Below are 21,982 nucleotides of genomic sequence, written 5' to 3' on the forward strand. Positions count from 1 at the left end.
AAAATGGAGTTGTAACTTAGCCCCTAGCCGTAACAAGTTAGGGATTTGATAATTTTTGGAGGTAGAAATGGCAGCTACAACTGAATCAGTGAGAGCTGATGCTGCGGAAGCACCGCTGTTAAATAAGAAAAATTTGATCCTTGGAGCACTGCTTTATATAGTGTTTTATGGTTGGGTTCGTTGGTATGAAGGTGTCTATGGCTGGTCAGCTGGTCTAGATTCATTCGCTCCTGAATTCGAAACATATTGGATGAACTTTCTTTATATTGAGTTTGTTTTGGAAGTATCAACCGCAGGTATTTTGTGGGGTTATATCTGGAAAACTCGTGATCGTAAAGTGATGTCAATCACACCAAGAGAAGAGTTAAGAAGACATTTTACTCATTGGACTTGGTTGGCAATGTACGGTATCGCTATTTATTATGGCGCTAGCTACTTCACAGAGCAAGATGGTACTTGGCATCAAACAATCGTTCGTGATACTGACTTTACACCAAGTCATGTTATTGAATTCTATTTGAGCTATCCAATCTACATCATCACTGGTGGCGCTTGCTTCTTATATGCAAAAACAAGACTTCCTACTTATCAGCAAGGTTTGCACCTTCAGTATATGGTAGCGACTGTTGGTCCTTTCATGATTCTGCCAAATGTTGGTTTGAATGAATGGGGTCACACTTTCTGGTTTATGGAAGAGTTGTTTGTTGCTCCTTTACACTATGGTTTCGTATTCTTCGGATGGGCAGCTTTAGGTGTATTGGGTGTTGTGAATACAGAAGTTATGGCAATTGCTAAGCTTCTGAAAAAAGACTTAGCTTAATTTAAGTCTTTGGTTGTAATTACTATCTCCTCGCTGTTTCGCCTTTTTCGGGGCGGAACAGCAAAGGGTAAGATAGTCAATTAATAAAAATAATTTAAATCCTTTAGGAGGTAAGCTAATGAGCGCATCTCAATCAGCTGTACGTTCACGCGCTGAAGCAATTAAAGTTTCACGTACGTTCGATTGGCTAATTCTGTTTACATTGTTCTTCGTTGTACTTGGTGGTTATCACGTTCACTTTATGTTAACTGGTGGTGACTGGGATTTCTGGACCGACTGGAAAGATAGACGTCTATGGGTTACTGTTGTGCCTATAGTTGGTATTACTTTCCCTGCTGCTGTTCAAGCTTGCTTGTGGTGGCGTTACCGTTTGCCTTTTGGCGCGGTAGTTTGTGTTTTAGGTCTGCTTTTAGGTGAGTGGATCAACAGATATATTAACTTCTGGGGTTGGACTTATTTCCCAGTAAGTTTTTGCTTCCCTTCACAACTAGTACCAGGTGCTATCGTTCTTGATGTTGTGTTAATGCTGTCAAACAGTATGACAATTACAGCAGTGATCGGCGGTATGGCATGGGGCCTGTTGTTCTATCCAGGCAACTGGCCAGTTATAGCTCCATTACATGTTCCTGTTGAATACAATGGCATGATGATGACACTGGCTGATTTACAAGGTTACCACTACGTAAGAACTGGTACACCTGAGTACATCAGAATGGTTGAAAAAGGCACATTAAGAACTTTTGGTAAAGACGTTGCTCCAGTATCAGCATTCTTCTCTGCTTTCGTGAGTATCTTGATTTACTTCTTGTGGCATTTCTTCGGTAGATGGTTCAGTGGTACTTCATTCACCCAAGGCTCTTAAGAGCTTGGTTGTAGGAAATCACACAAAAAGACTGGTGTCAAAAAGAGAAAATATGCTGTTGACATCAGATACTCTGAAAACTATAGATTCTCTATTATAGAGGAGGATATATGAAATTAATAAAAGACAAGGTTGCTAAATTATCCTTTGTCGCACTGCTGGTAACTGTTACAGCAGCGATGTTTTACGCACCAACTGCATCTGCTCATGGTGAAAAGTCGCAAGCTGCATTTATGCGTATGCGTACAATTCACTGGTTTGACCTGAACTGGTCAAAAGACACTGTTGCTGTTAACGATACTATGACAATTTCTGGTAAATTCCACGTTTTCGCTGGATGGCCTGAAACTGTTGATAAACCAGAAATCTCATTTTTGAACATCGGTATTCCAGGACCTGTATTTATTCGTCAAGGTTCATGGATCGGTGGTCAATTGGTTCCTCGTTCAGTTACTCTGGAACTGGGCGATACTTATGAGTTCAAAGTATTGTTGAAAGCACGTCGTCCAGGTGACTGGCACGTACACACAATGATGAACGTAAAAGGCGGTGGTCCAATCATCGGTCCAGGTAAATGGGTAACTGTTACTGGTTCTATGGGATCATTTGTTAACCCAGTTACTACGCTGTTAGGTGATACAATCAACCTGGAAACGTATAACCTGAGCAACACTTACTTCTGGCACGCTTTCTGGTATGCCTTAGGTTTGGCTTGGTTGGGATATTGGGCTCGTAAACCAATTTTCGTTCCACGTCACATTGCTATGGAAGCAGGAAAAGCAGATTCTTTGATTACTGCTGGTGATAAGAAAGTTGGTGTTGGTTTTGCAGTAGCTACAATGGCAATCGTTGCATTTACTATGAGCAGCACAAATGCAGCATACCCTGTAACAACTCCATTACAAGCTGGTTTGTTACGTGGCATGAAGCCAATTGAACTTCCTGCAAGAACTGTTAACGTTAAAGTTGAAGATGCAACTTATCGTGTACCAGGTCGTGCAATGCAAATGACATTGACTATCACTAATAATGGCGATTCTTCAATCCGTTTGGGCGAGTTCAACACTGCTGGTGTTCGTTTCTTAGATGCTAAAGTTCATGTAGATGAAACAGGCTATCCAGATGACTTGTTGGCTGAAGAAGGTTTGACTGTTAGTGATAACAGCCCAATCGCTCCAGGTACATCAAGAACAGTACAAGTTACTGCTTCTGACGCTGCTTGGGAAGTTTACCGTTTAGCTGACTTGATCTATGATCCAGACAGCCGTTTTGCTGGTTTGTTATTCTTCTTTGATGAAGCTGGCAACCGTCAAATGGTTATGGTAGATGCTCCATTAATTCCATCTTTCATTTAATGAAATAATTAACTGGCGACTTTTGTTGTCAGTTAAGGAATTGAAGCCCCTGTTACCAATAGGTAGCAGGGGCTTTTTTTTGGAAATTTTTGTGTTTTATTTGGGAAATACCGAATCGGTCTTTTAGTAGCGATAAATGTCAACATAACTGTCACTAAAAGTTTTTCAGATTAATGAACCTAAATATAAAAGCACTTGCCTTTGCTTAAACAGAGATCAGCAGACAGATTTTTGGGGGCGCGCGCAATTGACCACGAAGGATGTTACAAGTGCCAATCTTTAGAATAAGACATCAGTGCTGCAAGAGCGTCAACCGCTCCACAATTCTTTGAAGAAGGCGGCGATGTTAGGGTGGCGCTTTTCCACTTTTTCAACCTCTGCATGGGGGGGGGCTGGTGATGGTTTCGGACTGTTGATGAGGCCGGACAGTGTTCATGGGGCAGCCGGCTCAGCAACGACTAGAGCCCGGAGGAGGAGCTGTGTTTGGAAGTCACTTGTTTGTGCCGCCTTGCACTTCAATATTCAGTGTAAGACGTAGGTTGGCTAACATACAAATGTGATCTTGCCCTGATTTCACGGACACTGAACTAAGCGACTTTTTTAGCTTCAAAAGTTTCTGGGCGATTAGCCCAATTTGGAATGAAGCCGTTTGCGATTGTAATACACTTCAAACTATTCGAACACTTGATACTTGGCTTGCGAACGCGTCAAAAAGTGTTCGCCATGAACCGCTTCGACCTTAAAGCTATGGCTCCAGCTTTCCATTGCTGCATAATCATAGCAATCGCCTTTCTTGCTCATGCTACAAACCAATTGATGTTGGGTAAAAAGCTTCTGATAAGCGGCAGAACAATACTGGCTGCCCCGGTCTGAATGCACAATGACACCCTTTGGCAGGTGACGACGCCATAATGCCATTATCAAAGCATCACAAACCAAAGCAGCTGTCATTCGTTCGCCGGTAGCCCAACCAATTACTCGGCGGCGGGAATAAAGCTCAAGCACCACCGCCAAATACAACCAGCCTTCTTCCGTCCAAATATAAGTGATGTCCGACGCCTACTTTTGATCAGGCACATCCGCAGTAAAATTTTGTTCCAACAGGTTGGGCGCGACAGGCAAGGAGTGGTTGCTGTTGGTGGTGGCTTTATATTTCTTGGCGGCTTTCGCACGCAAGCCATTGTCCTTCATCAGCTTAGCCACGCGGTGCCGGGGCTGGCCGATTTGCCTTCTTCTTGAAGCCGCCGGGAGATTCTGGGTGAGCCGGGTCGGCTTTTTTCGTCATCAAAGATACGTTTGATTTCAGTCGCCAGCTCTTGGTTAGCTTGATCCCTCTGTCAGAGAGGGGCCGATTTTTCCAACTGTAGTAACCACTGCGTGAAACCGATAGCATGCGGCACATCATGCCCACGGGAAAATGATCTTCGTTGCCCTTAATCATGGCGTACTTCACTTGGGCATTTTCGCAAAGTACGCTGCCGCCTTTTTTAAAAAAGCCACTCTTCCAAGACGGGCGTTTTCTCGTTTGAGGCGCGCCAGTTCAGCTTGTTGGAGCTTTTGCTCTTCAAAAGGCTGGCCTGTCTGGCGGCGTTTTGACCGCCATGAATAGAGCATCGATTCGGCAAGTCCCAAATCCTGGGCTACCTTGGGAATACCATCACGATCGGCACGTTCCAATGCCTGTTCTTTAAACTGAGCTGTGTATTTGTTGCGGACAACTGCTGTTGTTGATTCTTTTTTGGGTTTCATTATTGATCTCGGTTTTAGAGATTACTCTCTTAGTCGAGTGTCCGCTAGATCGGGACAAGATCAGAACATATCTGCCAAAAATAATGGCCTGAAAATATTGAATTTCCGGCCATTAATAAAAGATTTTTGCTAAAAACGTAAAACGTTAACAGTAGTCAACAAAACTTTAGTGAGTTAAGTCATGCCCAACAGTGATAACTTTTAAAGCATTAGTACCGCCCGGAATTCCTTCCAGATCCCCCTGAGTAATAATAAATGTATCTCCATCCGCAGCAACACCTCGTCTTTTCAATTCTACAATAATTGCTCTGTTAACTGCGGCGTGATCACTAAGGTCATGAATAAAGAGCACCGGAAAAACGCCGCGGTATAAAGTGACTTTGCCAAGTGTTTCTTGATGAGGGCTGAATGCAAAAATTGGAATGCCTGAGCTGATTCTGGACATCCATAATGTTGTAGAGCCTGATTCGGTTAACGCAGCAATGCCATGGATTTTAGTGTGATTAGCCAGATACATTGCAGACATTGCAATGGATTCATCGACGCGCTCAAATTGATCATCGACCCGATGTCTTGAGACACGGACTTTAGGTTGTTTTTCAGCTTCAACACAAACACGATTCATTGCACCAATGGCCTTAACCGGATATTTACCAGATGCGGTTTCAGCAGATAGCATAATGACATCAGTGCCATCATAAACTGCATTGGCAACGTCAAAAACTTCGGCGCGAGTAGGAATTGGATTGTCGATCATCGACTCCATCATTTGTGTTGCGGTAATCGCAACACGATTGAGCTCTCGGGTGCGCTTAATCAGCATTTTTTGCACGGCAGGCAGGTTGGCATCACCAATTTCAACGCCGAGATCGCCTCGAGCAACCATGACGGCATCCGATGCAAGGATAATTTCATCAATAACATCCAAAGCTTCAGCTCTTTCAACCTTAGCTACGATGCCTGCGTGACAACCTTCGGCAACTAACAGACGGCGTGCTTCATGAAGATCTTCGGCGGTGCGCGGAAAAGAAATGGCTACATAATCACATTTCATTATCGCGATCGTTTTAATGTCTTCTTTGTCTTTATCGGTTAGGGCAGCTGCAGAGAGGCCGCCGCCCAGCAGGTTAATACCTTTGTTATTAGATAGATCGCCGCCAACGATAACGGTACAGTTAACGCGCATGTTTTCAACATTGACTACGTCAAGCACAATACGTCCATCATCGAGTAGTAGCCTGCTGCCTGGCTTGACTTCTAGAGCTAAAGGTTCGTAAGTAATGCCGACTTGAGTATTATCTCCCGCCATCGGATCAAGATTGATATCCAAAGCAAAATCCTGTCCTTCGTTTAAAAACACTTTAGTATCTTTAAATCGGGCGATACGAATTTTAGGCCCTTGCAAATCAGCCAAAATGCCAACCAGCCTACCGGTTTTTAGGCTAAGTTCACGTACAGCATTGGCTCTGTTGATGTGGTCTTGAGCGGAACCATGTGAAAAGTTCATGCGAACAAAGTCAAGGCCCGCAGCAAACATGCCTTCTAGTACGCCCGGCTTATCCGTAGCCGGGCCTAGTGTTGCTAAAATTTTGGTTCTTCTTAACATTAGATAGGAAATCCGTTATTTTGCGTTGACTAAAGCAATTGTGGTATCCAACATACGGTTTGAGAAGCCCCATTCGTTATCATACCAAGATAAAACTTTTACAAAGGTACCATTCATGACTTTAGTTAATGACGCTTCATAAATTGACGATGCAGGATTATGATTAAAGTCGATTGAAACCAAAGGTTTTGTATTGAAGTCCAGAATGCCTTTTAATGAGCCTTCGGATGCGGTTTTTAGAATTTGGTCGATTTCTTCTTTGCTGGTATTTCTGGCTGCTTGGAAGGTTAAATCGACAACAGAAACGTTAATAGTTGGTACGCGCATTGCGAAACCATCCATTTTGCCAACCAGTTCAGGCAATACTAAGCCAACAGCCGCAGCTGCACCGGTTTTAGTAGGGATCATTGATTGTGTGGCTGAGCGGGCGCGGTGTAAATCGCTGTGATAAACGTCAGTCAGAACTTGGTCGTTGGTGTAAGAGTGAATAGTGGTCATTAAACCATGCACCACTCCGACTGTGTCGAGCAAAGGCTTAACTAAAGGTGATAAGCAGTTGGTTGTGCATGAGGCATTAGAAATTACGGTGTCTGAAGCTTTCAAAACATCATGATTTACGCCGTAGACGATAGTTGCATCGACATCATTGCCGCCGGGTGCGGAAATAATAACTTTTTTTGCTCCGGCAGTAATGTGCGCGGATGCTTTGGCTTTGCTGGTGAATAAACCGGTACATTCGTGAACGGCATCAATACCGAGCTCTCCCCATGGCAATTTTGATGGGTCTCTTTCTGAGAAAACCTTAATTTTATCGCCGTTAATAACGATATTGTCGCCATCGACACTCACTTCAAAAGGAAATTTACCATGCACTGAGTCATATTGAGTCAGGTGAGCATTTGTTGTAGCGTCGCCTAAATCATTGATTGCAACAATTTGAATTTCATTGGTACGGCCTGCTTCGTATAATGCACGAACGATATTACGTCCAATACGACCATAACCATTGATTGCAACTTTAATTGGCATAGATATTCTCCAGAGTGATGAAATGAAAACGTAAACGGATAACTCTAAAGCTTCCGAGAATCCTACTAATTATATCAAAATTTAAGATCATTAGTCTATTGACGTAGAAAACCCAGCAAGGCAATCGCGCCATGTCAAAAAATACCCTATAAATCAACATAAAGAATATTGCAAAAACACTTATCTAAAGTATGGTTTTTGAATTTACAATAATTTAAAAATCAAATTCGACCGAACTGAGCGGTGTACCCGATTGTGTTCGACTTGACGGCTTGCAATGAGAGGCGTCATCGACTCTTTCGCACATCGGATATCGATTACTGCAGAAATTGGATGGCGTTCAATAATTTTTCGCGCAAAAAATTCAGGGTTCCTGCTGTTCATCTAAAACCCATCGCAAGGCAAAGTCAGCTATTCGCGCACAGTCCTCATGTCGTGCCGTTAAGCGATACCGATGATGCGTTGCTCGTGAACTGGTGCAAACTCACCATCTGCACAGAGGACGGATCGGAGTTATATCGTAATACCTTGACTGTTATTGATTTTGGGTCGGGCTTGACCGTTGTTAAGGTTTTTTTTCAAGAAGTTTTATGCTGTATAAGATGCATATGGCTCAAAAAGTTTAATGTTGTTAGATATTAAATTTGTCTTCTATTTTTTGTTTGTAGTTTAAATAATGAATGGTTTGCAGTTTTTCTGGGCTGTCAACGCGGAAGGTGGAAAGAGGCAGGTCAATATCAGTAATATGAATTGGATAATTAATCTTATCGCTCCTCAATTGGAGTATGTGTTGGTAAACGGCGTAAAAAACCTGATTGCCGTAGTCTAGCGAGGAAAACTCTTTTTCGTCGCAGTAAATCGTATAGGTAGTGCCATTATGAGTATTTTCTCCAGTGATACGTAGGCTTAATTCCTTGTTTGATGATGTGGTTTCCAATTGTATAGGAGTATAGGAAAATACGCCGACAGGACTTTTTTTGATTTCATAATATTCGATAGTTAAGAGTGTCTCAAACAGATTGCGGTTGAGGATCGATTCTAAAAAAATAGAGTATTGCTTAAGTAGTTGGCTAGCGTTTGCTTTGCTGTGCTGCTGAATATACAAAGCTCCTTTTTCATCGACAATATATAAACTGGTGCTCGCCTTGTTCTCATAATAAAAAAGCTGAATCACTAGCGGTCTGTTCAGGGAATAAATTAGTTGGATGGGAGTGTTGTCAAGGACAGCTTGATCAAAGTGAATAGTGCTGAACTTTGCCTGAGGGCTGGTTAATTCGCTTAATAGCAGTTTTTTTGTGGTCAGTTTTTTATAACTTAGGATTTTGTTTGTGGACTGGAAGACATAAAATGAAGTTCCGCCAGTTAAAATATAACGGGGAGAGCGATTAGGATGTTGTTTAGAAAAGAGCTTAACCAAAGTGTTGAATACCATCTCAACACGGTGAATAATGCCTTTGGCTCGTGCTGGCGTGTGGCAAACCAATTTCAGAGTGTCTAAAGATAGCGGTTTTTTGTTATTATTAATAATGTCCGTTAAGCAGTTAAATAATCCCTCGATGCCTTCATTTTGACTGGTTGTTATCTCGCTCCAGCTGGATAATGAAATTCTGCTTGCAGATTGGATAAAGCACTGACGGTTCATCCCGTAACTTAATGCATCGGAACGCTCACTCATAACGCACAGTCCATCGTCATCTGAAATTCCCATATTTATAATAATCAGTGAATTCAGCGGAACTTTGGGAGTTTGATAAGTCTCCAGCGGAGTATCGTAGTTAAAGTTCTGTGTTAAAAAAACATTAATTTGCGCCAAGGCTGAATACAGCTCTTCATTCGGCATTTTGAGTGAATATGAACTGAACTGGATCTGTAGTTGTTTGTGATATAGTCCATTGACGACCAGCCAGCAGAGAACTTCAATTAAAGTCCGGCATTTTTGTATGGGTTCGAAATCTGCGGCATTATCCATATGTACGTTTTTTTGATCGTATAAGGCCCATCCATCATTACCTCCGGGAAAGCGATTTTCTACGATAGATAAAGTACTCTCTTTTGAGTGAACTGCTGAGCGCGTAGTAATGATTTCAATCTTGCCCGGCTTTTTTTCCAAAAATGAATGAAGTTTTCTGCCGATCAATTTCAGATCGTCACTGTTTTCCTGATTTTGGGCTACATGGTTTTTGGCAAACCCCATTATCATGCGGTAGCAGTGAGTCAGTTGTTGCAAAATAACGGCGTGCTCTGACGTCGCTTTTCTTATATTCCAGAGCCGCAGATGCTTAAGATTATTAGTAGTAGCCGCCGGCCAATTCCATTGTGCAGCAATATATTGCATATATTTCTCCCTGTCAGCTCGCGTCTGGGAGTCCATGGCGTTGTTGGACGCCCCTATTACTTTTAAATAAAAACATTGACGAGCCAAGGCTAGCCTTCCATGACTATGGGCGTTTTGCAGGTACTTTTCGACTTTTTGATAAATGAGCAAATACGGGTCGAGATCGGTTGTCATATAGCTACCCTGGTAAACGGCTTTTTTTATGTCTTGGCAAAGCCATTCAGTTTTAGGATATTCGCTGGCATAGCATTCCATTAGTAGCAATTTCAATAACGATTTGTGCGGCGAATGAAGAGCTTTATAAAGATGCCAGAGGGTTGCACTGGTAAACTCTTCAGCCGGGACAGCATCAAAACCACCGAAGTCGATAAGTTCATGCTCGGGAATGAAGAGATTCTTTATTAAATGTTTGATATAGCGTGAGTAATTGCCTTCTTCATGAGGTGGAACGAGCCACCATGCAGGGCTTTTCCCGGCAATATAAATTGCCGTCCGATAAAATTCTTCGAGTAGTAGATAATGCTGTGTTTGACCGCTACTTTCTGTAGAAATCGGGGTGTTTTCACCGAGTTGAAATTGTTTACTGTCTATTAGAAAGAAATGCACTTCCAACCCTAAAGATGTAGCCCAGTTCTCTATTGCAGTGGCTTTTTTTTGCAGTTCATCAATAGCACGGTCTGATAGACCGGATTGATGGCATAACCAGATATCCATGTCACTGGTTTTGGAAAAGGCAATACTGCCGACGCTACCCATCAAAAACAGTCCTTCGATAGGGAGAATACCTGATGCCGTGCGGGTATGATATTTGAAATTTTTCGCAAGTTGCTTAGCGGCATTTATTGCCTGAATGCCAGGGTTGTACTCAGGTATTCCTGCGGGTGTTGCCGAGGAAATAAATCCCGGCAGCATGGGAAGATTGCAATGAAAAAGTAATGGCAATAAATCTAAAAATATTTGTTGGCGAGGTTGTAGAAATTCCTGAACGCGTTGTTCACGAAGCTGATTTAAGCGTTTAAAGCGGCGTTTGATCGTTTGAAGGTCTTGTATGCTGATTTCTTCGCCGGGCGAGCCTAAATGGATAGACGGCTCTTGGTGTGGTTTGGTCATGATGAAGCTGCTATTTATACGGATGCTATGTGTTGTCGTGCTGCCTGGATGGCGAGCCTAACAGTATCAGGGGCCGTGCCGCCAATGTGTTTACGAGCCGCAACCGAGCCTTCCAGAGCTAAATAGTCAAAAACATCATCTGCAATCAGTTCCGAAAAATGCTGTAGTTCTGACAAGGACAACTCCGATAAATCGCGCTGGCTTTCCAATCCTAAGCGTACTGCCAAGCCCACGATTTCATGGGCATCGCGAAAAGCCATGCCTTTGCGTACCAGGTAATCGGCAAGATCGGTAGCCGTGGCGAAACCGCGTTTGGCTGAGTTATACATATTGGCCTTTTTGGCTTCGATGTGCGGAACCATGTCCGCATAAGCCCGCAAGCAGTTGATTAAGGTGTCGGCGGTATCGAAAAGAGGCTCTTTATCTTCCTGGTTGTCTTTGTTATAAGCCAGTGGCTGGCTTTTCATCAGCATCAGTAGCGAAACCAAGTGGCCGGTTACCCTGCCTGATTTACCGCGCACCAGTTCGGGTACATCGGGATTTTTCTTTTGCGGCATAATTGATGAGCCGGTGCAAAATGCATCGGGTATCTCGACAAAGTCAAACTGGGCGCTAGACCACAAGATCAGTTCTTCGGAAAAACGCGATAAATGCATCATGATCAAGCTACCGGCCGCCGCAAATTCAATCGCAAAATCGCGGTCGCTTACCGAATCCAGGGAGTTCGCAGAAGGTCTGCTAAAACCAAGCAGTTCAGCCGTCATGTGGCGGTTTATCGGGTAACTGGTTCCAGCCAGTGCAGCCGCTCCCAACGGCATGATGTTGATGCGTTTACAACAATCCTGCAATCTTTCCCGGTCTCGGCTGAGCATTTCAAACCAGGCCATCAGGTGATGACCGAAAGTAATCGGCTGAGCGACTTGCAAATGAGTAAAACCCGGCATGATGGTGTCGGCATGTTGTTCCGCCAAATCCAGGATAGCTGTTTGCAGGCGTGTGAGCTCGCTTAATATCTGATTGATTTCACTGCGCAAGTAAAGCCGAATATCCGTAGCGACCTGATCATTGCGGGAGCGTCCGGTATGCAGTTTTTTTCCGGCAATGCCGATTAAATCAGTCAGGCGGGCTTCAATGTTCATATGGACATCTTCCTGCTTGATCGACCAGACGAACTCGCCGTTAATGATTTCCTGAGCGATTTGGCTCAGACCATTAATAATAGCGTCGCGTTCCTGCTCGGTCAGAATGCCGCAAGAGCTAAGCATTTTGGCATGAGCGATTGAACCATCAATGTCCTGTTGCGCCATGCGTTGGTCAAAATCGACAGAAGCGGTGAATACCTCGACAAAGGCATCGGTTGCTTGGGCAAAACGGGCGCTGGAAAGTTTATCGGAATTAACGTTAGACATGGTGGTTTTTGCGAATTGGCTTAAATAGTCAAATTATACAGCTAAAGCTTCCGCTCCTGCTAACGCTCCTTGTCTAGATTCCTGTGGGCAAAGAATTCAAGTTCGATTAACCGCCATCAACTTACACAGGTTACAATACCGTTATTTATTGTTGAAAATGAAAGGTGTTCTTTTGACTGAAAAAATTATTCGTATTGCAACGCGCAAGAGTCCTTTGGCTTTGTGGCAAGCAGAACATGTTGCAGAACGGTTGAAACGCGCATTTCCGGGGTGCCGGACTGAACTGGTTAAAATGACTACTCAAGGCGATAAGATCCTTGATGCGCCTTTAGCCAAGGTTGGCGGCAAAGGCCTGTTTGTAAAAGAGCTTGAGCAGGGCATGTTGGAAGGTTTAGCCGATATTGCGGTGCATTCGATGAAAGATGTGCCGGTAGAGTTTCCGGACGGTTTGCATTTGGCGGCCATTTTAACTCGCGAAGATCCGACCGATGCCTTTGTTTCCAAACATTACCCGACGTTACATGACTTGCCGGTTAATGCCAAAATCGGCACGTCCAGCTTGCGCAGGCAGTGTCAAATTAAACAACTTTATCCCGATGCAGAGATATTATCGTTGAGGGGTAATGTAAATACCCGTCTGTCCAAGCTTGATGCAGGAGAATATGATGCTGTTATTCTTGCCTCAGCCGGTTTAAAAAGACTCGGCATGGCTGAACGTATTACCCAATACTTGGATACATCAATCAGTTTGCCGGCGGTAGGGCAGGGTGCTATAGGCATAGAATGCCGGAGCGATGATCTTGAAATCAACCAGATGCTGGCTGCGTTGCACGATAGCGAAACAGGGTTGTGCGTGACAGCGGAAAGAGCGATGAATGCGCGCCTGAATGGCGGCTGCCAAGTGCCGATTGCAGGCTTTGCACAGTTGCAGGGTGAGCGGCTGTTCATGCGCGGATTGGTCGGAAGCCCTGACGGCAGCCTGATTTACCGGTCTGAACGGACGGATAGCCTGGACAAGGCGGAAGCTATCGGCAAAACGATTGCTGAAGACTTATTAGCCCAAGGCGCAGATAAAATTCTGCAAGCGCTGTTTCATTAAATATGGTTTTGAACGGCTTGCATATTTTAGTGACGCGGCCTGAGCATCAGGCGGATAACCTGAGCCATTTAATTGAAGAGCAAGGCGGGATAGCCGTAAGGTTTCCCACGCTGGAAATCGCGTCGAGAGATAATGCCTGCGAGATAAAAGCCACGTTGGCGAATCTGGACAAGTTCCAATGGGTAATTTTTATTAGCGCCAATGCAGTAAATTTTGCTCTAAAGGCGAATAGTGGCAAAATAGCCCGTATAATCATCCCCCCCGCCCCCCCTTTGCAAAAAGGGGGCCGGGGGGGATTTGCCGCAGTTGGGCAGGCTACGGCGCAAGCCATGAAAGTGGCCGGATTACCCGTCGATTTAGTGCCTGAAAATGGTTATAACAGCGAAGCGTTGCTGGCGATGCCTCAATTACAGCAAGTGGAAGGACAAAATTGTTTAATTATTCGCGGTGAAGGCGGACGTGAGCAGCTGGCAACAACATTACGCAGCAGAGGCGCAGAAGTTGATTATCTGGAAGTATATAAAAGGATAACGCCCCGGATTGATAACTCGCCAGTGGTCCAACTGCTTGCACAACGCAGATTGGATGCCATTACCGTGACCAGTGCAGAAGCATTGCAAAACTTAAGTGCAATGTTGGATGAAAGAAATAGTAAGCTATTGTTATTAATACCCTTGGTGGTAGTTAGCGATAGGATTAGGTATATAGCTGCCGATATGGGATTTAATCGAATTGCTGTGACGGATAGTCCTACCGATAAAGCAATTCTTGAGACAGTAATAACGTGTGTGACAGGGGAATAGAGTGGCCGAATTGAGTGAACAACAAGAACAGAATGTGAGTGAAAATAAAAAAGCTCACAGGTCGCGTAGCGGACTCTGGTTTGGCATCATTGTGCTGCTCATCATTTTAGCTGTGGCAGGCATCGGTTTTTATCTTTTTCAGGAATTAAGAACTCAACAGGCCGATTTAGGCGGGGAAGTTAACAAAGGCGATATGCAACTAATCGAGTTGTCGAAACAAATTAGCGGTTATCAAACGCAACTTGCAGCCATTCAATCCCAACTGGCCACCGTAGAAGCCGATGTTGCCGGAAAAGAAGCCCATTTTTCCAAAACCTTGGCGGATTTTTCCAAACTGCACACCGAAAAACTGGACAGCACGCGCAATGAATTAAATACTGCAATTTCGCAGGTACAACGCCAATTAGGCAAGACACGCGGCGACTGGTTAATTGCCGATGCCGAATATCTGTTAAGCATAGCCAATCAACGTCTATATCTAATGGGCGATGTCAATACCACACGTGAAGCGCTGGAAGCAGCGGATCAACGTCTCAGAGAAAGCGGCGATGCAGGGGCGTTTAAAATACGCGAGCAAATCGCCAAGGATATTACCGCCATCCGTAATGTAGCTGTGGCCGATATTGTGGGCATGTATGCCTCGATACAAGCGCGGCAAGATCAGGTCGATGGTTTAACCTTGCTTTTACCTTATACGGGAAAAGCATTGACACAGCCCAAGCCACCACAGGAGCCTGCCGATAAAGAAAGCCAAAATCTGCTTGATTCTGCATTGGGACAACTCGAAGGAGTAGTAACTCTTAGACACACCGAACACCCCATCAAGGAAATATTAACACCGGAAGAAGCCCAATTTATTCGTGAACAGTTAAGAGTAAAGCTGGAAATGGTCAAAATTGCTCTGGTTCAGCAAAACGAGCGGCTTTATCAATCCAGTCTGGCCGATGCAAAAAAATGGACCGAACAAAATTTTGCAAAGAATCCGGAAACGAGCAATTTTATTGCCGAGCTGGACAAGTTTAACGCTATTAAAATCCGCAGCCACTTCCCTGATATCAGTTTGTCATTGAAAATGCTTAGAGACATTACCAAGCTGAGATTGGAAGCCGATAAAGCTATGCCGCCTGCTGAAAAAGTCAAATCCGAACAAGATAAACCCGTTGAACCAGTAAAACCGGCAGAGGCAGTTAATCCAACCGAAACAGCGCCGTCCGCTGAGCCAGCTAAACCGGTTGAAGCAGCACCTGCAACACACTAATCCAGAGAGTACATAATGAAAAATATAATGTATTTCCTGGGTTCGTTGCTTCTTGCCATTGTTACCGCTTTTTTAGCCTATAAATGGCTGGGCGGGTTTGAAAATCCCGGCTATGTACTGATAGGTATTGGACATTGGTCCATGGAAACCTCGTTAATCGTTTTTGCGGTTAGCCTGATCATGGGATTTTTTATATTTTATATCTTCTTCAGATTTTTAGGCTGGCTGCTCAGATTGCCGGGCCAAATCAAAAATCGCGGCAAAAACATCAAATTTGACCGTTCGCAGCAAGCCTTGATTGCAGGCTTGGTCGATTCCGCCGAAGGCAACTGGGAAAAAGCCGAAAAAGTATTAATCAAACATGCCTCGCACAGCGGCGCGCCTTTGATTCATTATTTGACCGCAGCAAGAGCCGCACAATCCCGTGGCGCATATGACAAAAGGGATGAATACCTAAGAAAAGCAGCCGATCAAGCGCCGGGTTCCGATGTCGCGATAGGCCTGACTCAAGCCGAATTGCATTTATCGGAAAAGCAATTCGAACAAGCCCTGGAAACGCTGACCCGCCTGCATTCGATCGACCCGACTCACGCCAGCGTTTTAAAATTATTACACCAAGCCTATCAACAAGCCGGCGATTGGGAAGGCGTCCGCAAATTGATCCCGTCACTGAACAACAACAAGGTGTTGATGGAAGCCGAGATAAAATTGCTGGAGACCGAAGCATTCAGCAAATTGTTAAAGCAGGCGGCCGAGCGAGGCAACGCTGATGAAATCGACTCGCTGTGGTCGGAAATACCCGATTACATAAGAAATATGAAAGGCGTTTCGGCGATCTATTTTGCCGCGATGATTGATGCCGGAGCGGGCGCAAAGGTCGAAGGCGGCTTGGCCAGAGCCTTGTCGACAACCTGGGATCAAACGCTGGTCGTGTTGTTCGGCAATGTCCAGTCGATTGATGTCGCAAGACAACTTGAAACGGCCGAACAGTGGCTGCCGATGCATCCTCGGGATGCCGTGTTCTTGACCGTACTGGGCAAGTTGAGCATGAAATGCGGCGATAACCAAAAAGCTGGAACTTACCTGACCAAAAGCCTGTCAATAGAACCTACTGTTTCGGCTTATCAAATATTCGGCGATTTGCTGTTTGCCCAAGGCGATAAAGACAGAGCTAGCGAGTGTTATAAGCAGGGTTTGGAGTTGGCGTCTAGTGAGATTGTCAGCCGGATTGATTTAATATCAGGATAAGCGACAGGAGGGGGAGCTACGCGACGTGTAAAAGCACGAAGTAACCCGTCGTATCAACTATTAAACTCGCAGCTCCGAATTTTTAACGCCCTGTAAATCGAAAAATCATATTCCAACCTACATTTAATTCAGAGTAGGATATGACCGATCTTTTACTTTATAGAGATAAATTAATGCTCTAGATCAAGCCCTAACCGTCATGCGTAGCTGCGATTCAGCTACGGTGGCAGCCAACTGATTAATTAGCTTGGCGGGTATCATCAAGTTCTTGGTTTTTGTAGACATGGACAGTCGTGGCGAAAACAGCCTCAAAAGTTATTTTGATTGGTCATTGTTTGATCCTTGCTCGTGTTGGTCGGGGTTAGTTTTGCCAGCTTTTCTTTCAGAATGTCGACTTCTCGTGCAAGGCGGTTGTTCACACCCATGATTTCCTGAATATCCACTGTTTGCGGGGTTATGATTTCTTCGTTTGTTATGGTTTGTATTTCAATATGGCTTTTGTCTTTGACATAAGTTGTGTATTGATGGCCTTGCGAATATTCTTGTTTGTATTGATCGGCAGCCACCACAAGGGCCAGCATTTCCGGAGTAACTTCAATGTAGTTGTTAGTTTTGACTAGAATTTTTATATTGCTCATGGGTACGTCCTAAATTTATGCACCATCTTTGGCGCGGATTAATTAAGAGTTATAGGATGCGCCGACGATAGAAGACGCATCGTTTATGAGATCGGCTTGAACCATGCGCTTCGTGCCTTAGTGCATCCTATAACTTTTCGGCAGCTAACGACCCCAAAGAGGCATTCGGCGTTAGATATGGTTTTATCTGTTGCTCAGCGCTTCCTGCAATTGTTGCCGGATTTGTTCGATCCCAGTCAAGTTGGCTAAAATTTGGAAAAGGTTATTTTATTCAGTAAAAAGCTCAATACATTTTTCTCTGGCTGAGGCTGGAGCATAAATAAAATCTTTATTTTCGATGACATCTTTTCCTGTGGCGCTATAAAGTTTTTCTTTTTCCATTTCCCAGCGTGTTTTGAAATAGTCGAGAAACAGCTCGGTCATATTCCAGCAGTCCGATTCGAACGAAGTCTGATCGCTGAAATTAAGCCCCGTTTCCCAATGCAGATAAGGCATTTTCGAAACCGGCTCGGTTAAATAATAGCTGCTATAAACTTCAACTTTCCTGGACTCTTTGCGGATGATAATAAACAAGGGAATGCAGGGCAGACCGTCGTAAACAAAAACGCCTAACGACCCCGTTATCTTATCTCCTATGCGGCTAATCACATCTTCCAGTGAAACTTTGAATAATTTGGAGTATTCGTTGAATTCGTGCGGGTTAAAGCCGGTCGTTTCCGTTGCGCGCAATTCGCCGATGTGGCAATCGGCTTTTAAAATCAACATCCTGAAATGCACGCCATTTTTTATCCCATTCTCCAGTTCCCGCGATTTGTTTTTGAAACGAGGGTCGAAAGTGATCAGCCAATAGACATAATCCCCCGATTTTAATCCTTGCATAATTTGGCTGAAATCGAATTCTTTATTGGTGATACCGGAAAATCCTCTTTTAACGGAATTCAGCAAAATGCTATCGATGTACTTGGCAAGAGTTTCACGCAAATTGATTTCGGACTCCTTGTGCTCTTCAGCAGCGATAAACCAGTGGTGAAAATAACCAACCGAAACGACGACGGATACGAACAGGCCAAATTCCGAAATGATTTTGAATATCCATTCATATTCTTGGTAGGCAGGATTATGGACCAGCCCCTCAAATAACTTATAAATCGTAAATCCGCCGAAAATTAGCACCAGCGATAAAAGCCATTTGAGTTTTTTAGTCGTGGTCATGATTTATGCCTATTTTGAAAAAGGGTCATCCTAAGTATCCTCTTCCGGTAATACATTGCCAATACCCTGGAGAAAGTCAATCAGCAATTCATTCGGATGAAAATACAAAATGGCCGAAGCCGGGTAGGTTGGGCAACAGCAAAGTAGGATGGGTAGAGCAACGCGAAACCCATCGCATAGATGATTGAGTATGATGGGTTTCGGCTATAGCCTCTACCCATATATGGACTCCTCCGTTTTGCAAGCTTTTTCTCTTCAATCACTACAGTCAGTCAACGCAGTTGCTGCCATATATCCGGCCTGTTAATGAGGCCTTTGCCGCCTCTGGCCCTGATGGATTTCCGCGTATTTTCATCTCTATCATCCTACCGGCCTCGAAGGCCCATGCGCTAAACGGATTCTTGAAAACACCGGTCTGACCGGAATGGCACTTACTTAAGAGATAACTCTATGAATTAATAAAATAAAAGGGCTGGCCTGGTGATAAGCTTTAGTCACCAAACCATCGTAACCACCCAACAGCCAGCCCCTATGCATATTAACCGTTCCGTGTTATCCCAACAACATCGCATTCAACGTTACGCGGCTGCCAGCGACGCATTTAGTTTTTTCAACCAGCTCACCTCGCCAGAACTACTGGACACACTGGAGTCAACACTGCCCGAACACCGTGAGCGGCTATTTCCTCCGACCGAAACACTGTCCATGTTTCTCGCACAAGCCCTGAAACCGGATCGTTCCTGTCAGAACATCGTCAATGATGCCGCTGTGAAACGGCTGACCCATGGCTTGCCACAATGCAGCACGAAAACAGGCGGATACTGCAAGGCGCGTCAGCGCTTACCGCTGGACATGGTATCAACAATAGTGCGTCACACCGGCAGCCTGATTGCTGCGCGAGCCCCCAAGACCTGGCGCTGGTACGGACGGCGTGTACGACTGGTGGACGGCATGACCGTCACCTTGCCGGATACGCAAGCCAACCAAGGCGCCTATCCCCAACAGAACGGCCAGAAGCCCGGACTGGGTTTCCCTATCTGCCGCATTGTCGGGGTAACCTGCCTGTCCAGTGGCGCAGTGCTTGATGCCTCCATGGGCAACTTCAAAGGCAAAGGCAGTGGTGAACAAGCGCTCCTGCGGACGCTTCTGGATACCTTTAAGTCAGGCGATGTGATGCTGGGGGACGCTTTCTATAGCGCCTACTTCCTGCTGGCAGAACTCCAATCACGTAGCGTGGATGCATTATTTGAACAACATGGCTCACGCAAGCGCTCGACCGACTTCCGCCAAGGCAAAACGCTGGGCAGCCGGGATCATTTGATTACGCTGACAAAGCCGAAAGTGCGTCCACATTGGATGACGGCGGAGCAGTATGTGGCTGCGCCGGATACGCTCACCATTCGCGAACTGGAAGTCGGCGGCAGAATATTGGTAACGACACGGACATGCCCAAACACTATCCCCAAAGATGCCCTGAAGGATTTATACCAGCGCCGCTGGCAGGTGGAGTTGGATATTCGCAACATCAAAACCACGCTGGGCATGGAAACCCTGAGCTGCAAAACACCGCAGATGGGCGAGAAAGAGATGTGGGTTTATCTGTTGGCCTACAATCTGATTCGCCTGATTATGGCGCAATCCGCATTAATGGCCGATGTATTGCCACGCACCCTGAGTTTCAAACACACGCTCCAACTTTGGCTGGCCTGGAGCGGAACACCGAATCAACCCGATAATCGAAGCAATATCATCAGACTGCTGGTTCTGGTGGCTGAGCAGTCTATTGGTAACCGACGCGGGCGAATTGAGCCGAGAGCCGTCAAGCGACGACCCAAACCCTATCCGCTACTGACAAGAACAAGACCTTTGGCAAGGGAGCAAGTGAAAAAATATGGGCATCCGAAAAAGCTTAAGTAAGTGCCATTCCGGTCTGACCGGTTTGCCATCGTGTTGAAAAATGCCTCACAACTGGGGAGTGACTGTTAAAACCTCTTTAAATGTTTAAAAAAATGGGGTATTGCGTGCCCCCTTTGTTTAGATGCTGGCCGATACCGGGGTGTGGTAGCTCTCTGTCCGAGTCAGCAGCGCCCAGACGATTCGGGCGTTTTTGTTGGCGACCGCCACTGCCGCGATATTGGCGTTGCGCCGTTTTACCAAATCGTTGATCCAACGATTCTGTGCATCGTCTTTCTTTGCCGCAGCTTTGACTACCGCTCTGGCCCCGTGGATCAGCAAGGTGCGTAAATAGGCGTCGCCGCGCTTGCTGATACCCAGCAGCTTCGGTTTGCCGCCGCTGGAATCTTGCTTAGGAACCAGACCCAACCACGCCGGAACTTGCCGCGACTTGTCAAAGGCCTTACCGTCGCCCAACGAAGCCAGTAGCGCCGTGGCACTGATCGGTCCAATGCCTGGTACTGTACCGAGCGTTTTACTGACGGCGCTTGACTGGTGCAGCACCAGAATTTTTTCCCCGTAAGCCGATACTTGTCTATCCAGTTCGATTAGCTGTTGGTGCAGGTCTGCAAAGATTTGCCGCGCCGCTTTCGTCAAGCCATTTTCGGCATCTTTCACTATCTCCGCCGGCAGGCGCTTGTGTAGTTGCGTTAGGCCTTGACCACTGACTATCCCGTATTCGTTCAATAAGCCCCGCAAGCGATTGGCTTGCGCCGTGCGTTCTTTAACTAGGCCGCTACGCGCCCGGTGCAGCATCTGGATGTCTTGTTGCTCAATGCTTTTTATCGGCACGAAACGCATGCTTGGCCGACTTACTGCCTCGCAGATGGCTTCCGCATCGTTGGCGTCATTCTTATTACCTTTGACATAGGGTTTGACGAATTGCGGACTGATTAACCGTGCATCATGCCCCAACTTGAGCAATTCTCGCGCCCAGTAATGCGCCCCACCGCAGGCTTCCAAGCCAATCAAGCAAGGCGACAAGTTAGCGAAAAAAGCCAACACCTGCCCCCGTTTGAGTTGTTTGCGCATCGCGACTTTGCCGTTCGCGTCCACGCCGTGAACCTGAAAAACGTTTTTTGCACTATCTAAACCGATTGTCGTAACATTCATGGCGGATTCCTCTTTTTCATTTAAGTGGTTGTTACGTTCTTCCACTTTGGCACATCGCGATGCCGCTGGGAAGAGGAGGAGTCCATACCATTATCCTACGAGCTGACCCGTAATTGGCCGTGGGCCGGGTAATCAATGGCATGAGTCAACACAGACTGTTCCGTCAGGTCATCGACTCAGTTTTTCAGATTCGGTTGCCTTCGACTTTTATCGAACAGGGATTCAACTCCACCCTGCTCAACCGCTGCTTTATAGCGATAGAAGGTATCACGGGACAAGCCCATCGTCTTACAGGCTCTGGACACATTGCCTAGCTCTTCAGCCAGATTCAATAAGCCTACTTTGTGTTTAATGATTCTTACGTTATTCTCAAGCATGAGGGT

General features: G+C 45.4%; 15 protein-coding genes and 2 pseudogenes. 8 read left to right on the forward strand and 9 right to left on the reverse strand.

Going from position 1 to position 21,982, the window contains the following annotated elements; translation table 11 throughout:
* The first annotated feature begins 67 nt into the window (after positions 1 to 67).
* The 3 genes from amoC (at position 68) to amoB (ending at position 3,037) form a co-directional block, all read left to right on the forward strand.
* Positions 68 to 820, forward strand: coding sequence for a bacterial ammonia monooxygenase, subunit AmoC (gene amoC / locus EPO18_RS06050; protein ID WP_292431969.1), 753 nt, complete (start codon positions 68 to 70; stop codon positions 818 to 820).
* 118 nt (positions 821 to 938) lie between these two features.
* The gene (amoA, locus tag EPO18_RS06055; RefSeq protein WP_292431972.1) at positions 939 to 1,682 is read left to right on the forward strand and encodes a bacterial ammonia monooxygenase, subunit AmoA; all 744 of its coding nucleotides are present in this window, start codon (positions 939 to 941) and stop codon (positions 1,680 to 1,682) included.
* 110 nt (positions 1,683 to 1,792) lie between these two features.
* Complete coding sequence (gene amoB, locus EPO18_RS06060) at positions 1,793 to 3,037, forward strand: bacterial ammonia monooxygenase, subunit AmoB (RefSeq protein ID WP_292431977.1); 1,245 nt, start codon at positions 1,793 to 1,795, stop codon at positions 3,035 to 3,037.
* 587 nt (positions 3,038 to 3,624) lie between these two features.
* Here amoB and EPO18_RS06065 read toward each other — a convergent pair.
* The 5 genes and pseudogenes from EPO18_RS06065 to argH all read right to left on the reverse strand — a co-directional run bounded on the left by EPO18_RS06065 (position 3,625) and on the right by argH (position 12,275).
* A pseudogene (locus EPO18_RS06065) lies at positions 3,625 to 4,786 on the reverse strand (IS3 family transposase).
* Positions 4,787 to 4,952: 166 nt separating this feature from the next.
* A complete protein-coding gene (gene pyk / locus EPO18_RS06070; protein WP_292431980.1) occupies positions 4,953 to 6,392 on the reverse strand; it encodes a pyruvate kinase in 1,440 nt (479 codons plus the stop codon).
* A 15-nt stretch (positions 6,393 to 6,407) separates the two neighbouring features.
* Positions 6,408 to 7,421, reverse strand: coding sequence for a type I glyceraldehyde-3-phosphate dehydrogenase (gene gap, locus EPO18_RS06075; RefSeq protein ID WP_292431983.1), 1,014 nt, complete (start codon positions 7,419 to 7,421; stop codon positions 6,408 to 6,410).
* Between the two features lie 631 nt (positions 7,422 to 8,052).
* Entirely contained in the window at positions 8,053 to 10,866 is a 2,814-nt protein-coding gene (locus tag EPO18_RS06080) for a class I adenylate cyclase (protein WP_292431986.1), read from the reverse strand.
* Positions 10,867 to 10,880: 14 nt separating this feature from the next.
* On the reverse strand, positions 10,881 to 12,275 hold the full coding sequence (argH, locus tag EPO18_RS06085; protein WP_292431988.1) for an argininosuccinate lyase: 1,395 nt from the start codon (positions 12,273 to 12,275) through the stop codon (positions 10,881 to 10,883).
* A 157-nt stretch (positions 12,276 to 12,432) separates the two neighbouring features.
* Between argH and hemC the strand changes: the two genes are divergently transcribed.
* Genes hemC through EPO18_RS06105 form a run of 4 tightly spaced genes read left to right on the forward strand, consistent with a single transcriptional unit; the run spans position 12,433 to position 16,683 of the window.
* On the forward strand, positions 12,433 to 13,374 hold the full coding sequence (gene hemC, locus EPO18_RS06090) for a hydroxymethylbilane synthase (RefSeq protein ID WP_363331481.1): 942 nt from the start codon (positions 12,433 to 12,435) through the stop codon (positions 13,372 to 13,374).
* Positions 13,375 to 13,376: 2 nt separating this feature from the next.
* Positions 13,377 to 14,177, forward strand: a complete 801-nt coding sequence (locus EPO18_RS06095) for a uroporphyrinogen-III synthase (protein ID WP_292431994.1) — start codon at positions 13,377 to 13,379, stop codon at positions 14,175 to 14,177.
* A gap of 1 nt (position 14,178) precedes the next feature.
* Complete coding sequence (locus EPO18_RS06100) at positions 14,179 to 15,435, forward strand: uroporphyrinogen-III C-methyltransferase (RefSeq protein WP_292431996.1); 1,257 nt, start codon at positions 14,179 to 14,181, stop codon at positions 15,433 to 15,435.
* A gap of 15 nt (positions 15,436 to 15,450) precedes the next feature.
* A complete protein-coding gene (locus EPO18_RS06105; RefSeq protein WP_292431999.1) occupies positions 15,451 to 16,683 on the forward strand; it encodes a heme biosynthesis HemY N-terminal domain-containing protein in 1,233 nt (410 codons plus the stop codon).
* A 308-nt stretch (positions 16,684 to 16,991) separates the two neighbouring features.
* On the opposite strand, the gene EPO18_RS06110 is transcribed toward EPO18_RS06105, so the two are convergent.
* Together EPO18_RS06110 and EPO18_RS06115 are read right to left on the reverse strand one after the other, a co-directional pair.
* Entirely contained in the window at positions 16,992 to 17,321 is a 330-nt protein-coding gene (locus tag EPO18_RS06110; RefSeq protein WP_292432002.1) for a hypothetical protein, read from the reverse strand.
* A gap of 267 nt (positions 17,322 to 17,588) precedes the next feature.
* On the reverse strand, positions 17,589 to 18,533 hold the full coding sequence (locus tag EPO18_RS06115) for a hypothetical protein (protein ID WP_292432005.1): 945 nt from the start codon (positions 18,531 to 18,533) through the stop codon (positions 17,589 to 17,591).
* Between the two features lie 531 nt (positions 18,534 to 19,064).
* Between EPO18_RS06115 and EPO18_RS06120 the strand changes: the two genes are divergently transcribed.
* Complete coding sequence (locus EPO18_RS06120; RefSeq protein WP_292432007.1) at positions 19,065 to 20,450, forward strand: IS4 family transposase; 1,386 nt, start codon at positions 19,065 to 19,067, stop codon at positions 20,448 to 20,450.
* A 117-nt stretch (positions 20,451 to 20,567) separates the two neighbouring features.
* Here the strand turns inward: EPO18_RS06120 and EPO18_RS06125 are convergent, their stop codons facing one another.
* A complete protein-coding gene (locus EPO18_RS06125) occupies positions 20,568 to 21,599 on the reverse strand; it encodes an IS110 family RNA-guided transposase (RefSeq protein WP_292432010.1) in 1,032 nt (343 codons plus the stop codon).
* Positions 21,600 to 21,697: 98 nt separating this feature from the next.
* Positions 21,698 to 21,976, reverse strand: a pseudogene (locus tag EPO18_RS06130) (helix-turn-helix domain-containing protein); the annotation flags it as partial.
* Between the last annotated feature and the right edge of the window lie 6 nt (positions 21,977 to 21,982).

Origin of the sequence: Methylobacter sp., from assembly GCF_004322395.1 — a bacterium.
In the GTDB taxonomy this organism is placed as follows: Bacteria; Pseudomonadota; Gammaproteobacteria; order Methylococcales; family Methylomonadaceae; genus Methylobacter_A.